This is a genomic window from uncultured Tateyamaria sp. (assembly GCF_947496075.1).
GTDB lineage: Bacteria > Pseudomonadota > Alphaproteobacteria > Rhodobacterales > Rhodobacteraceae > Tateyamaria.
The window spans coordinates 787,270-799,575 of the sequence record NZ_CANMBJ010000004.1 but is presented as its reverse complement, the minus strand read 5'-3'; the positions used below and the strand labels follow the sequence as shown (position 1 = coordinate 799,575).

The 12,306-nt window shown below is 57.2% G+C and carries 16 protein-coding genes; 12 read left to right on the top strand and 4 right to left on the bottom strand.

Going from position 1 to position 12,306, the window contains the following annotated elements:
- The first annotated feature begins 6 nt into the window (after positions 1-6).
- Positions 7-774 carry an ion transporter gene (locus Q1A51_RS16295; protein ID WP_299203243.1) on the top strand — a complete coding sequence of 256 codons (768 nt, stop codon included), beginning with the start codon at positions 7-9 and terminating at the stop codon, positions 772-774.
- 105 nt (positions 775-879) lie between these two features.
- The gene (locus Q1A51_RS16290; protein ID WP_299203240.1) at positions 880-1,380 is read left to right on the top strand and encodes a L,D-transpeptidase family protein; all 501 of its coding nucleotides are present in this window, start codon (positions 880-882) and stop codon (positions 1,378-1,380) included.
- Here Q1A51_RS16290 and Q1A51_RS16285 read toward each other — a convergent pair whose 3' ends face one another.
- Positions 1,381-2,025 (bottom strand): CAP domain-containing protein, encoded by a 645-nt coding sequence (locus Q1A51_RS16285; protein ID WP_299600717.1) that lies wholly within the window; start codon positions 2,023-2,025, stop codon positions 1,381-1,383.
- Between the two features lie 171 nt (positions 2,026-2,196).
- On the opposite strand from Q1A51_RS16285, the gene Q1A51_RS16280 reads away from it, so the two are divergent.
- Together Q1A51_RS16280 and Q1A51_RS16275 are read left to right on the top strand one after the other, a co-directional pair.
- Positions 2,197-2,790 (top strand): L,D-transpeptidase, encoded by a 594-nt coding sequence (locus Q1A51_RS16280; RefSeq protein WP_299203232.1) that lies wholly within the window; start codon positions 2,197-2,199, stop codon positions 2,788-2,790.
- A 138-nt stretch (positions 2,791-2,928) separates the two neighbouring features.
- Complete coding sequence (locus Q1A51_RS16275; RefSeq protein ID WP_299203229.1) at positions 2,929-3,108, top strand: hypothetical protein; 180 nt, start codon at positions 2,929-2,931, stop codon at positions 3,106-3,108.
- A 68-nt stretch (positions 3,109-3,176) separates the two neighbouring features.
- Here Q1A51_RS16275 and hemH read toward each other — a convergent pair whose 3' ends face one another.
- Positions 3,177-4,238: a ferrochelatase gene (hemH, locus tag Q1A51_RS16270; protein ID WP_299601148.1), complete on the bottom strand. Its 1,062-nt coding sequence runs from the start codon at positions 4,236-4,238 to the stop codon at positions 3,177-3,179.
- Positions 4,239-4,292: 54 nt separating this feature from the next.
- The gene (locus tag Q1A51_RS16265) at positions 4,293-5,111 is read right to left on the bottom strand and encodes a methyltransferase domain-containing protein (protein ID WP_299600715.1); all 819 of its coding nucleotides are present in this window, start codon (positions 5,109-5,111) and stop codon (positions 4,293-4,295) included.
- Positions 5,112-5,132: 21 nt separating this feature from the next.
- Between Q1A51_RS16265 and Q1A51_RS16260 the strand changes: the two genes are divergently transcribed.
- Genes Q1A51_RS16260 through Q1A51_RS16245 form a run of 4 tightly spaced genes read left to right on the top strand, consistent with a single transcriptional unit; the run spans position 5,133 to position 7,447 of the window.
- Entirely contained in the window at positions 5,133-5,858 is a 726-nt protein-coding gene (locus Q1A51_RS16260) for a ComF family protein (protein WP_299600713.1), read from the top strand.
- A gap of 41 nt (positions 5,859-5,899) precedes the next feature.
- Complete coding sequence (gene grxC, locus Q1A51_RS16255; protein WP_299600711.1) at positions 5,900-6,157, top strand: glutaredoxin 3; 258 nt, start codon at positions 5,900-5,902, stop codon at positions 6,155-6,157.
- Positions 6,158-6,988, top strand: coding sequence for a carbon-nitrogen hydrolase family protein (locus Q1A51_RS16250; protein ID WP_299600708.1), 831 nt, complete (start codon positions 6,158-6,160; stop codon positions 6,986-6,988). It abuts the gene before it with no gap.
- Positions 6,989-6,994: 6 nt separating this feature from the next.
- Positions 6,995-7,447, top strand: a complete 453-nt coding sequence (locus tag Q1A51_RS16245; RefSeq protein WP_299600706.1) for a MarR family transcriptional regulator — start codon at positions 6,995-6,997, stop codon at positions 7,445-7,447.
- Here the strand turns inward: Q1A51_RS16245 and ubiG are convergent.
- Positions 7,434-8,180, bottom strand: a complete 747-nt coding sequence (gene ubiG, locus Q1A51_RS16240) for a bifunctional 2-polyprenyl-6-hydroxyphenol methylase/3-demethylubiquinol 3-O-methyltransferase UbiG (RefSeq protein ID WP_299600704.1) — start codon at positions 8,178-8,180, stop codon at positions 7,434-7,436. The genes Q1A51_RS16245 and ubiG overlap by 14 nt on opposite strands.
- A 49-nt stretch (positions 8,181-8,229) precedes the next feature.
- Here ubiG and pip point away from each other — a divergent pair, with 49 nt between their 5' ends.
- The 4 genes from pip to nusA all read left to right on the top strand — a co-directional run bounded on the left by pip (position 8,230) and on the right by nusA (position 12,306).
- The gene (gene pip / locus Q1A51_RS16235; protein ID WP_299203209.1) at positions 8,230-9,201 is read left to right on the top strand and encodes a prolyl aminopeptidase; all 972 of its coding nucleotides are present in this window, start codon (positions 8,230-8,232) and stop codon (positions 9,199-9,201) included.
- On the top strand, positions 9,198-9,968 hold the full coding sequence (locus Q1A51_RS16230; protein WP_299600702.1) for an ABC transporter substrate-binding protein: 771 nt from the start codon (positions 9,198-9,200) through the stop codon (positions 9,966-9,968). Before pip ends, Q1A51_RS16230 begins: the two co-directional genes overlap by 4 nt.
- A gap of 125 nt (positions 9,969-10,093) precedes the next feature.
- Positions 10,094-10,687: a ribosome maturation factor RimP gene (gene rimP, locus Q1A51_RS16225; RefSeq protein WP_299600700.1), complete on the top strand. Its 594-nt coding sequence runs from the start codon at positions 10,094-10,096 to the stop codon at positions 10,685-10,687.
- Positions 10,687-12,306 carry a transcription termination factor NusA gene (nusA, locus tag Q1A51_RS16220; RefSeq protein WP_299203200.1) on the top strand — a complete coding sequence of 540 codons (1,620 nt, stop codon included), beginning with the start codon at positions 10,687-10,689 and terminating at the stop codon, positions 12,304-12,306. The genes rimP and nusA overlap by 1 nt, the downstream gene beginning before the upstream one ends.

Below are 12,306 nucleotides of genomic sequence, written 5' to 3'. Positions count from 1 at the left end.
CCACATATGGACCGCATCGCCCTTGCCCGCTGGCTGGAAAGCCCGCGTGTTACCAACACAATTATCGCGATCATCATCCTGAACGCCATAACGCTAGGGCTTGAGACGTCAGAGGCAGCGATGTCAGTTGCGGGTGGATTGATCGTCGCCATCGACAAGGCATGCCTGAGCATCTTCACGGCTGAAATCATCGTCAAACTGATCGCCTACCGCGGCCGGTTTTTTCGCAATGGCTGGAATCTGTTCGACTTCGTGATTGTCGGGATCGCGCTGGTGCCAAACGCGGGGGGTCTGTCGGTCTTGCGCGCCCTGCGGATCTTGCGGGTTCTGCGCGTCATTTCGGTCGCGCCCAGCCTGCGCCGCGTGGTCGAAGGGTTTGTGACTGCCTTGCCCGGTATGGGCAGTGTGTTTTTGTTGATGGCGTTGATCTTTTATATTGGCGCAGTGATGGCAACGAAGCTGTTTGCAAGCAGCTTTCCCGATTGGTTCGGTGATCTCGGCCTGAGTGCCTACTCTCTTTTCCAGATCATGACCCTTGAATCGTGGTCAATGGGCATCGTCCGCCCAGTGATGGAAGTGTATCCTTATGCGTGGATTTTCTTTGTTCCTTTCATCATGGTCACGACCTTTGCCGTGGTGAACCTGTTGGTCGGCCTGATCGTCAATTCGATGCAGGATGCGCATGCGGAGGAAAGCAATGCGGCGACGGACAGTTACCGAGACGAAGTACTGAAGCGCTTGGATGCGATTGAAGAGCAGTTGAAGGACAAGTGATCACAGTCTGGTGATCCGTGCGGGCAAAATCTGGCTAGGCGTGCCGACATAAACCGTGGTATTTTTGGCTCAAATACAAAAACGACGCATTGGGACAGGATTTTCATGAAGCGCAGACATCTGATGATGGGCGGGGCCGCAGCTATGACGTTGGGTGCCTGTTCTTCTCGAAGCAAATTCAAAAGCTATAACGGGCCTGACATCACTTACATCGTGGTGAACAAGGAAGCGCGGCGCATGTATCTTTTGAATGATGACAAGGTGCTCAAGGATTATGTGATCGACCTTGGATTTGCACCGATCGGCGACAAGTTCTTTGAAGGCGACGGTCGCACACCCGAGGGTACTTACCTTATTGATCGTCGCAATCCGAACAGCCAGTTTCATTTGTCGCTGGGTATTTCATACCCAAACGCACGGGACCGGGCGGAGGCGGCGGCATTGGGCAAGCCGCCCGGCGGAGATATCTTTATTCATGGCGAGTCCAGCCCACTCAAGCGGCGGCGTAGTGACTGGACGTGGGGCTGCATTGCCGTTCCGAACCGCGAGATGGAAGATGTTTACTCCATGGTCCGCAACGGCACGCCGATCCAGATTAACCCGTAGTTAGCTCGCAGGCGTGGTGATAATCACCGCGTCCTCTTCAGTAGAATCTGTTGCTGTCTCTTCGGGATTGGGTGTGGGATCAGGCACAAGGCGGGATGCTGACGGGTTGGCCGCAGGAACCAGAGGCGTGTTGGAAGGGTTGGCCATCACCATGGTCCACCAAATCTTGCCGTTTCTCTCCTGGAACCAGGCGAATCCCATGTCTTGTGCTTGCGGGGAAAGGATCGTCCGGCGCGTGTCCGGCTGTTCCATCCATGCGGCCAGGGTCTCAAGCTCGGTCTCGTATGTTTCCGAGATGTTTTCGCCGATAAGGCTTCCGGTGTAGCCCACGCGCTGCAGGCGATCGATCGGCGATGAACCATCAGACCCAAAGTGCCAGGGGCGATTCTGCAAAGACATATCCCGTGAGTGCGTCGCGGCTGCAGCGTTCAATTGAGGATCAAGCTCAACCGGTGCAGCACCCTGTGCGCTGCGCAATGCATTGACTGAATCCAGCATACGGAACTGGAGCTTGGCCGTATCACCGTTGCGGATACGATAGAGTTGGGGCAGCGCACGTCCATCGTCGCCAAGCGTGGGCGCTTCGGGTGTTGTACAGGCCGCAAGTGTAATAACAGCGACCAGAAGGACCGAGAAAATTCGCATTGTTCCTGCACATCATCTTTGTTGTTCATAACTCGATAGCGGCTTGAACGTTGCATTACAAACCCACATCGGCGTGATGCTGCGTGATGACATCTGTTTGATTTGCGACTGCGGCTTTCAGGCAATATTCTTCCGCCGATTGGCAGGATTACACCACCGGAGAGACATTCAATGTCCAAAAAATCGTATAATACACCAAGTCGGCGTGCTTTTTTGGCCGGCTCCGCTGCGTTGATTGGCGCGCCTGCGCTGGCACAGAACATTCCCGCTGGCCAGGCATCACGTGACCCGACATTGTCCGCTCGACGCAATATATCCAGCTTCCGTTCGTTGGACTGGCAGCCTTATTTCGACAACCTGCGCAACGGGGCGATCCTGGTCGATATCGACAGTCGTGCGGTGCATTACTGGAACGCAGAGCAGACAGTCTACAAGCTCTACCCTTCCAGCGTGCCGCTGACTGATGATTTGACCCGTCGCGGTCGTACCCGTGTGATCCTCAAGGATCCAAAGCCGGATTGGCGCCCAACACCGTCCATGAAAAAGCGGAACCCCGAGTGGCCCGACTATATCGGTCCCGGTCCTGAGAACCCGCTTGGTACGCGGTCACTGCACCTGAGTTGGACCTATTACCGGATCCACGGCACCCACGATACACGCAAGATTGGTCGCAAATCTTCGAATGGATGTATTGGTTTGTACAACGAACACATCGAAGAGCTGTACGAAATGGCGAATGTCGGAACTCAAGTGTTGCTAATTTGACGACATTAAGGCGGAACGGCGGCTAAGTCCCTGAAACATGGTTTGCAATCGCCCGGTATTGCTGTTTACAGAGACTCACGAGGTAAGTCTTGGGTGCGTTCCAACGATAATTGTTGGTGCGCGTAACTGGAGGTTAATATGAAAAAACTCGTTCTCGCTGCTGCTCTGACTGCTGCTGCTTCGACCGCATTCGCCGGCGCACCTGCCGAGCCTGTTATCGAAGCTCCCGTGATCGTTGAAGAGACGCAAAGCTCCTCGGGCGGCATCGTTCTGCCCCTGCTGCTTCTGATTCTCGTTGCGGCGGCTGTTTCCGACTAATTGGCGGAATAATATCATTAAAAAGGCGGCTCACTTAGAGCCGCCTTTTTTTGTTAAAGGGCGAAAAGCTAGTCCAGCCAGCCGCGCAAGTTTTCTTGGATCACCGTGCTCAATGCATCGATGTGCGCGTCATCATCGTTCAGACACGGAATATACGTAAATCTCTCACCGCCCGCTTCTTCAAAGCTTTCCTTGATCTCTTCATTGATCTCTTCAAGCGTTTCGATGCAATCAGCTGAGAATGCAGGTGCACATACGGCGATGTTCTTTTTTCCAGCTTCGGCGAGCCGCGCCACTTCTTCTACAGTATATGGTTTTAGCCACTCTTCCGGCCCGAACTTTGACTGAAAGGTTGTTGTGATTTCGGTATCACCCCAGCCAAGCCGCTCTTTCAACAGGCGAGTCGTTTTCTGGCACTGACAATGATAGGGATCGCCCTCCATCAGGTAGCGCAGTGGAACGCCGTGATAGCTACACACAAGAATGTCCGGGCGCGTATCCAGATTGCCATAGGCGCGCTCAATGGATTGGGCCAGCGCTTCAATATATTTTGGGTGCTCAAAGTAAGGCTGGACTGTGCGCGTGGTCGGCTGCCACTTTTCTTCCATCAATGCGCGAAAGAACTGGTCGTTTGCGGTGGCTGAGGTGGCACCGGCGTAGTGAGGGTATAGTGGGAAGAACAGGATCTTCTGGCACCCGGCCTCTACCATCTCGCGCACTTTGGATTTGGTCGATGGATTGCCGTAGCGCATGCAGAAATCGACCATGACCTGATCGCCGTACTGCGCGTGCATGGCGTCCTTGATCTTGGCGGCCTGGTCCTTGGTGATGGTCATCAAGGGGCTTTCGCCTGCGTCTTCGTTCCAGATCGATTTGTATGCAGCACCTGATGAAAACGGACGCTTGGTCAGGATGATCAATTGCAACAGCGGCTGCCAGATCCACGGGCTGTAGTCGATGACACGCTTGTCCGACAGGAACTCGCCCAGATAGCGGCGCATCGACCAGTAGTCGTAATTGTCTGGCGTCCCAAGGTTGGCCAACAGGATGCCCACGCGCGCTGCCGGAATCGCCGGGTGATCTTCCGCCGCATGTGTTGGGCGGGTCGCGGTTTTGCTGGTATCAAGCATCTGGGTCATATCCTGGTCTGCAATGGGCCTCAGATAAACGGTTTTACTTACAGGTCAATCTGGCAGCGACGTTTCGTCCGTGCGAAGCGCATCCGCCAAACGCGCCTGTGCCGATCCGGGACGGAGCGGTTTCTGCTGACTGCCATCAGGCGCCCATCCGGTCAGAACGATCAATTCGAAGCTTGCTAAAATTCCATCGTCATCTCCGGGAAACGTCGTTGCGTAGATATCCGCCGCACGTTTCAGAATACTGGGTCGGGTCGGAATGCGAGGTCGTGCGCTTAGTGCGTTGTTCTCACCCATGGCGCGCAAGTCACGCATCAGGTGCCACATGGATTGGTACTGCGCACGCAGCGGAACGGTATCTGCCACGGGCAAGGCCAACCCAGCCCTCTGCAAGAGAGCGCCCAGATCGCGCACCTCAGCCATCGGCGCGACACGTGGGGACAGGCCTCCGGTTTCGGCAATCTCTGCTTCGGCGAGACAAGATCGCAACTCGTGCAAGGTTTGCCCACCCAAAGCCACGGCCAGCAGCAACCCATCGGGCCGCAACGCGCGGCGGCATTGAATCAGCTGACCCACGGGATCATTTGCCCAATGTAAGCCAAGGCTGTGGATCAACAAATCGTGTTCATCCTGTGAAAAGGGAAGCGTCTCGGCCTCTTCTACAACCCGTGCTGCGCCCAGGCGTCCTTGCCACACCTCTGGAAACGCGGCCACGATTCCGGCTGATGAAAAGGATTTGTTAACCATCGTCACCCGATCCTCAATCTCATCCCGCGCTGACTCTTGCAGAAACAGGGCAGAGGCATCGGCGCGGGCACGGTTGCGGGTCAATGCCTGCAAATCGGTCAATGGAGTGGGCTGCGTCATGGCGGCATAGGTAGGACAGGCATGGGGCTTTTACAAACCGCACTTACTGCGATCTATCCCCCGCGTTGCCTGGGGTGCGGAGACATGGTGGACAGTGACTTTGGCCTATGCGGTGTCTGCTGGGGTAAGACTGCCTTTGTGGGTGGCACGGTATGTGACAGTTGCAGCACGCCTTTGCCCGGCTCCGCACAGGACGAGGTGGTGCATTGTGACGCCTGCCTGCGCGCGCCAAAGCCTTGGAAACATGGGCGTGCGGCTCTGATTTACACCGGCATGGGGCGCAAGCTGGTTCTACAACTTAAGCATGGGGATCGACAGGAAATCGCCAAGCCCGCAGCGGGATGGATGCAGCAAGCAGTGGCCGGCATGGCAGCTGACAATGCGCTCATTGCGCCGGTGCCGCTGCACTGGATGCGGTTGGTGAAGCGCCGCTATAACCAGTCGGCTCTGATTGCGACACACCTGTCTGCGATGACCGGACATGAGGTTTGTGCCGATCTTCTCGAGCGCCCGCGTCGCACGCCATCCCTGGATGGCAAGACCAAGGCCGAGCGTGCCGATATCCTTGATGGCGCGATCAGGGTCACGCCGCGCCGTCGTCACCGTATCGTCAACAGGCCCATCATTCTCGTCGATGATGTTATGACAACGGGGGCTACACTTGCCGCCTGTGCCGAAGCCTGCCGTGCGGCAGGTGCAACAGAGGTCTGCGTGGCTGTACTGGCGCGGGTTGCGAAAGATGCCTAAATACGCCCCAACCTGATATTTGCGCCAAAAGGACCTGCGCCATGAAAGCTGTCGAAATCTATACGTCGCCCTTGTGTGGCTTTTGCCACGCGGCCAAACGTCTGCTGAACGAAAAAGGTGTGACCTTCTCCGAAGTGAACGTGCTTGCCCAACCGAAGCGTAAGACTGAGATGATTCAACGCGCCAACGGTGGCCGGACCGTGCCGCAGATCTTTATCGGCGACACCCATGTGGGCGGCTGCGACGACCTCTATGCGCTCGAGCGTGAAGGCAAGCTTGATCCGCTGCTTGCCGCATAAATGAGAACGGCTCTGCTGCAGCTGAATGTATCTGACGATCCGGAGGCGAACCTGCCCCGGACAGTACAGATGGTGCAGCAGGCCGTCGATATGGGTGCCGAGTTCATCCTAACCCCCGAGGTCACGAACTGCGTCAGCACGAGCCGCACACATCAGCATGATGTGCTGCACCATCAGGATGATGACCCGACCCTTGCTGCGCTACGTGATCTGGCCAAGCAAAACGATGTACATATTCTGATCGGTTCGCTTGGGCTTAAGGGTGATACAGAAGACAAACGGTTGTTAAACCGTTCCTTCTTGATTTGTCCCCGCGGGGACATCGTCGCGCAGTACGACAAAATTCATATGTTTGACGTCGCGATCAACAATACAGAGACGTTCCAAGAGTCGGCAGGATACCAACCTGGCAACCGTGCTGTATTGGCCAAAGCCGACTGTGGCGCCGTTGGGATGGCCATTTGCTATGATATGCGCTTTCCCAGATTGGCTGACGCTCTGGTTACAGCGGGGGCACAAATTCTGACCTTTCCGGCTGCCTTTTCGCCCGTCACTGGTGCGGCCCATTGGCACAGTTTGCTGCGAGCGCGCGCGATCGAAGGCGGGGCTTGGGTCTTGGCCCCCGCCCAGACAGGCACGCATTCCAGTGCTTTGCACAAGACCCGGGACACCTACGGACACAGTCTGGTTGTCGATCCTTGGGGCGAGGTCGTACTTGACGCAGGCACGGCGCCCGGCATTTATGTTTTTGATCTAGACTTGGAAAAGGTGGCCGAGGCCCGCCGCCGTATCCCCTCACGGGACAACGCGCGCGCTTTTGAAGGCCCCTGATAGCGCATGAGCACGGAAAAAAACGCACTTGCCATTTCGCTGTTCAGCGAAGTGTTGGCGGCGGACCAGATGGTTCGCAACCGCCTCAGCCGCGTGTTGCCCAAGGGGATGGAGATTTCCCATTTTTCGGTTCTGAACCACCTGGCCTGGCACGAAGGTGAGCGCAGCCCGGCGCAACTGGCCGAAACATTCAATGTCACCCGTGGGGCCATGACCAACACGCTGAGCCGTTTGGAATGGTCCGGTTACATCCATATCCGCCCCGACTGGGACGATGCCCGCCGCAAGATGATCGCCATCAGCCCTGCCGGTCGGCGCGCCCGTGATCAAGCGTTGAGCGCGATCGCCCCCATGGTGGGCGAAGTGATCGACAAGCTGGGCGAGGACAGCGTGCGTGCCACGTTGCCGATCCTGCGCCAACTGCGCGAGCAGATGTCCAATAAACCTAAGCCGGATTGATGCTGGCCGTGACGTAGTTCACGCTCAGATCTGTGTCCGACAGTTTCCAACCCCATGTCAGCGGATTGAAGATGAACCCTTTGCGATCTACCGGGTCGAGGCCAGCGTTCCGCATCAAATCAAAGAGTTCGTCCGGGGTGATGAACTTGTTCCATTCATGTGTGCCCTTCGGCAGCCATCGCATCACATGTTCAGCCCCGATAATGGCCATGAGATAGGATTTGGGATTCCGGTTGATTGTCGAACAGATATGCAACCCACCTGGCTTCAGAAGTTGGCGACAGGCGGTCAGGTAGCCAAGGGGGTCGGCCACATGTTCTACGACCTCCATGTTCAAAACGACGTCGAACTGCTCACCAGCGGCTGCCATATCCTCGGCCGTGGTGTGGCGATAGTCGATGGTCAGGCCAGACTGTTCGGCATGAACCTGTGCCACGGGGATGTTGCGCTCTGCCGCATCCGCGCCCACAACCTCTGCCCCCAAACGTGCCATGGGTTCGGACAACAGCCCGCCACCACATCCAATATCTAGAATGCGCAGCCCTTCGAATGCCTTTGGTCCGGTCAGATCCCGATCAAACTCCGCAGCAATTTGTGTCGTGATGTAATCCAACCGGCACGGGTTCAGCATATGCAGCGGCTTGAATTTCCCGTTCGGGTCCCACCATTCCGCTGCCATCGCCTCGAATTTTGCGATTTCCGAGGGGTCAACGGTGGTTTGATGCGTTTGCATTTGCGTCTCCGTATGCTCATGTGGCTCTCAAGCCCTATGTAGGTCAGTAATGGACAAACACAGCGATCAAAAGCGCGCGGTACAATATCTGTACCCGCCTATGGACCCCTACGACCAACGGATGTTCGAAGTTGGGCAGGGGCACCGGATTTATGTCGAGCAATGCGGCAATCCAAATGGTGTGCCTGTCGTCGTTCTGCATGGCGGCCCCGGTGGCGGGTGCAGTCCGGCGATGCGGCGGTACTTCGACCCGGAACACTACCGGATTATCCTGTTTGATCAGCGTGGATGTGGACGGTCCCGTCCGCACGCTTCGGTGATGAACAATACGACGTGGCATCTGGTTGATGACATCGAAATGATTCGCAAGACTCTGGACATAGACGCCTGGATTGTCTTTGGCGGCAGTTGGGGTGCAACCCTGGCCCTGATCTATGCCGAAGCGCACCCGTCGCGCGTCCGCAACCTAGTTCTGCGGGGCGTGTTTCTGATGACGCAGGCCGAGTTGGATTGGTTCTACGGCGGCGGAGCAGGCAAGTTCTGGCCCGAGGTCTGGGCCAGGTTTGAAGGGCTGATCCCTGAAGACGAACGGGGCGATCTGATTGGGGCCTACCACCGGCGGCTGTTTTCTGGTGATGTCGCGCTTGAAACGCGCTTTGCCCGCGCATGGTCAGCTTGGGAGAATGCGTTGGCGTCTATCCATTCCTCCGGGTCGGGGGCTGAAGCCCCCGGGGACTATGCACGCGCCTTTGCACGGCTTGAGAATCATTACTTCACCAATGCCGGTTTCCTGGAGTTTGACGGTCAAATCCTCGCCCATGCGGGTCGGATCAAGCATATTCCCGGCACAATTGTGCAAGGCCGCTATGATATGATCTGCCCCCCGGATAGCGCTTATGCGCTGTCGCAGGCGTGGCCGATGGGTGAGCTGAAAATGGTCCGCAATGCCGGTCATGCCTTGTCTGAACCGGGAATTTCGGCTGAACTGGTGCGCACCATGGACAGGATTGCAGGAAAATGACTCGGATCGACCGCCGCGCGCTCTTTGCATCAGGTGCTGCCGCAGCCTTGCTGGCGGCAACCGGTGCGTCTGCGTTGCCGCGTCGGGGCGGGCGGTTGCGGGCGGCCTTGTCGCCTGACTTGTTCGATCAGGCTGTCACGGCGACCTTGTTCGACAACCTGACCGAGATTGCAGCCGATGGGACCCTGCGCGGTGAGTTGGCGACAGACTGGTCGTCTGATGCAGATGCCCGCGTTTGGCGGTTCGGCCTGCGTGAAGGTGTAACATTCCACGATGGCACTGCCTTTGATGCGTCCGCTGTGTCGGGTTTGATCTGGGGTATTGAGGTGTTGGACCCGCTGACCCTTCAGATCACTTTGGACGCGCCCAACCCGAGCCTACCTTACCTGCTGGCGCAGCCGGGGTTCGAGATGCGTGGTGACACGGGAACTGGAATGTACGAAGTCCAGAAACTTGATGAGAGCCGCCATTTCATTGGCACTCGGGTGAGCAACCACTGGAAGCAGAATGCGGGTTGGTTCGACAGCGTGGAGTTCGTTCAATTCAGCGCTGACAAGGTGCGCGGCGAAGCGCTGCGGGATGGGCTGGTCGATGTGGCGGATGTGGTTGTTTTGGATGACTACGCAGACCCCCGTGATTTCCAGACATTGCCCAATGCACATGTCGCGACACACATCGCCAGTCGATCGGTTACAGTACCCGTGACGGTCGGAAAATCCTGGCCGCTGGACAACCTGCGTATGGCCGAGCGGTGGTGGATGACCTGAGGGGCTTGCAGACTCACCCCCTCATGCGTATATGCCTTTCAACAGCGGCGCGCTGGGGTCCAAACCCGACGCTCCACCGGGAAACATCAACGGGCCGCGCGCCCGTTTTTTTGTGCTTGGACACTATGACCAACGACCTGATCGCCAAAGCAGCCATCGACCGCAGATTGGCCGAGATCATCACTCCGGTGATCGAGGATCTGGGGTATGAATTGGTGCGCATTCGGCTGATGAGCGGCAAGGAAACGACGTTGCAGATCATGGCCGACAAGCCCGATGGCGGTATTGAGGTCGACGATTGCGGTGCGATCTCTACTGCGGTCAGCGCGACACTGGATGTCGAGGATCCTATATTGGATGCCTACACGCTCGAAGTGTCGTCACCCGGTATTGATCGCCCGCTGACGCGTCTCAAGGACTTCGACATGTTCGAAGGCTACGACGCGAAACTGGAAACAGACGAGCTGATCGACGGACGCCGCCGCTTCAAGGGTGTGCTGGCAGGTGTCGAGGATGACGAGGTGCTGATCAACGTCCCGGGTGGCGGGAACGGCGAAGAGATCACCATCGGCCTCAAGTTCGAATGGTTGAGCGATGCCAAGCTGGTCCTGACGGACGAGCTGATCAAGGAAATGCTGCGCCAGCGCAAAGCTGCGGGCGTGTTGAACGAAGACAATTTTGACGAGATTCAGACCGAAGGGTCGGAGGAGGAAAGCTGATGGCCATTACATCTGCAAACCAGCTTGAGCTGCTGCAAACCGCAGAAGCTGTTGCGCGCGAAAAGATGATCGACCCAGGTTTGGTGGTCGAGGCGATGGAAGAATCGCTCGCCCGCGCCGCCAAGTCCCGCTACGGCGCCGAGATGGACATTCGTGTGTCGATCGACCGCAAGACGGGTAAAGCGACCTTCACCCGCGTCCGCACCGTGGTCGAGGAAGAAGAGCTGGAAAACTACCAGGCTGAGTTCACCATTGAGCAAGCGAAGCAATATATGGAAAACCCCGCCGTCGGTGACACCTTTGTCGAGGAAGTCCCCCCGGTCGAGATGGGCCGCATCGCCGCGCAATCTGCCAAGCAGGTGATCCTGCAAAAGGTGCGTGAAGCCGAGCGTGACCGTCAGTTCGAAGAATTCAAGGATCGTGCGGGCACCATCATCAACGCGCTGGTCAAGCGCGAGGAATACGGCAACGTCATCGTCGATGTGGGTGCCGGTGAAGCCATCCTGCGCCGCAACGAAAAGATCGGCCGCGAATCATACCGCCCCAATGATCGTATCCGCTGCTACATCAAGGATGTGCGCCGCGAGCAGCGCGGCCCGCAGATTTTCCTGAGCCGCACAGCGCCCGAGTTCATGGCCGAGCTGTTCAAGATGGAAGTGCCAGAGATTTATGACGGCATCATCGAGATCAAGGCCGTAGCCCGCGACCCCGGTTCGCGCGCGAAGATCGCTGTCATTTCCTATGACAACTCTATCGACCCTGTCGGTGCCTGCGTTGGTATGCGCGGCTCTCGCGTGCAGGCCGTTGTGAACGAGCTGCAAGGCGAAAAGATCGACATCATTCCATGGAATGAGGATCAACCCACGTTCCTCGTGAACGCATTGCAACCCGCGGAGGTGAGCAAGGTGGTTCTGGATGAAGAAGCCGGTAAGATCGAAGTTGTTGTGCCCGAAGAGCAGCTTTCGCTGGCCATCGGTCGTCGCGGTCAAAACGTGCGTCTGGCGAGCCAACTGACCAACCTTGACATCGACATCATGACCGAGGCCGAGGAATCGGCGCGCCGTCAGGCCGAATTCGAACAGCGCACCAAGCTATTCATGGACAATCTGGATCTGGACGAGTTCTTTGCTCAGCTTCTGGTCTCGGAAGGGTTCACCAACCTCGAAGAGGTGGCTTACGTCGAACTGGATGAACTGCTGGTCATCGACGGTGTGGACGAAGGCACCGCCCAAGAACTGCAGGCCCGCGCCCGCGACGTGCTGGAAGCGCAAGCCAAGGCGGCGCTGGACAACGCACGCAGCATGGGTGCCGAGGACAGCCTTATTGAATTCGATGGGCTTACACCCCAAATGGTAGAGGCGCTCGCCAAAGACGACGTCAAAACCCTCGAAGATTTTGCAACATGCGCAGACTGGGAACTGGCCGGTGGCTGGACAACCGTCGATGGCGAACGTCACAAGGACGATGGTGTTCTGGAACCTTTCGATATGTCTTTGGAAGAGGCACAGCAATTGGTCATGACGGCGCGTATCCTTCTGGGCTGGGTCGACCCCGCTGAATTGGAAGCTGAAGCAGCGGAAGAAGACGGTGAAGAACTGACCGAGGAGGCCGAGGCCTGA

Excerpts from the sequence above, each read along its gene's own strand:
- Q1A51_RS16295 (WP_299203243.1), top strand. The coding sequence starts at position 7 with ATGGACCGCATCGCCCTTGCCCGCTGGCTGGAAAGCCCGCGTGTTACC.
- Q1A51_RS16290 (WP_299203240.1), top strand. The coding sequence starts at position 880 with ATGAAGCGCAGACATCTGATGATGGGCGGGGCCGCAGCTATGACGTTG.
- Q1A51_RS16285 (WP_299600717.1), bottom strand. The coding sequence starts at position 2,025 with ATGCGAATTTTCTCGGTCCTTCTGGTCGCTGTTATTACACTTGCGGCC.
- Q1A51_RS16280 (WP_299203232.1), top strand. The coding sequence starts at position 2,197 with ATGTCCAAAAAATCGTATAATACACCAAGTCGGCGTGCTTTTTTGGCC.
- Q1A51_RS16275 (WP_299203229.1), top strand. The coding sequence starts at position 2,929 with ATGAAAAAACTCGTTCTCGCTGCTGCTCTGACTGCTGCTGCTTCGACC.
- hemH (WP_299601148.1), bottom strand. The coding sequence starts at position 4,238 with ATGCTTGATACCAGCAAAACCGCGACCCGCCCAACACATGCGGCGGAA.
- Q1A51_RS16265 (WP_299600715.1), bottom strand. The coding sequence starts at position 5,111 with ATGACGCAGCCCACTCCATTGACCGATTTGCAGGCATTGACCCGCAAC.
- Q1A51_RS16260 (WP_299600713.1), top strand. The coding sequence starts at position 5,133 with ATGGGGCTTTTACAAACCGCACTTACTGCGATCTATCCCCCGCGTTGC.
- grxC (WP_299600711.1), top strand. The coding sequence starts at position 5,900 with ATGAAAGCTGTCGAAATCTATACGTCGCCCTTGTGTGGCTTTTGCCAC.
- Q1A51_RS16250 (WP_299600708.1), top strand. The coding sequence starts at position 6,158 with ATGAGAACGGCTCTGCTGCAGCTGAATGTATCTGACGATCCGGAGGCG.
- Q1A51_RS16245 (WP_299600706.1), top strand. The coding sequence starts at position 6,995 with ATGAGCACGGAAAAAAACGCACTTGCCATTTCGCTGTTCAGCGAAGTG.
- ubiG (WP_299600704.1), bottom strand. The coding sequence starts at position 8,180 with ATGCAAACGCATCAAACCACCGTTGACCCCTCGGAAATCGCAAAATTC.
- pip (WP_299203209.1), top strand. The coding sequence starts at position 8,230 with ATGGACAAACACAGCGATCAAAAGCGCGCGGTACAATATCTGTACCCG.
- Q1A51_RS16230 (WP_299600702.1), top strand. The coding sequence starts at position 9,198 with ATGACTCGGATCGACCGCCGCGCGCTCTTTGCATCAGGTGCTGCCGCA.
- rimP (WP_299600700.1), top strand. The coding sequence starts at position 10,094 with ATGACCAACGACCTGATCGCCAAAGCAGCCATCGACCGCAGATTGGCC.
- nusA (WP_299203200.1), top strand. The coding sequence starts at position 10,687 with ATGGCCATTACATCTGCAAACCAGCTTGAGCTGCTGCAAACCGCAGAA.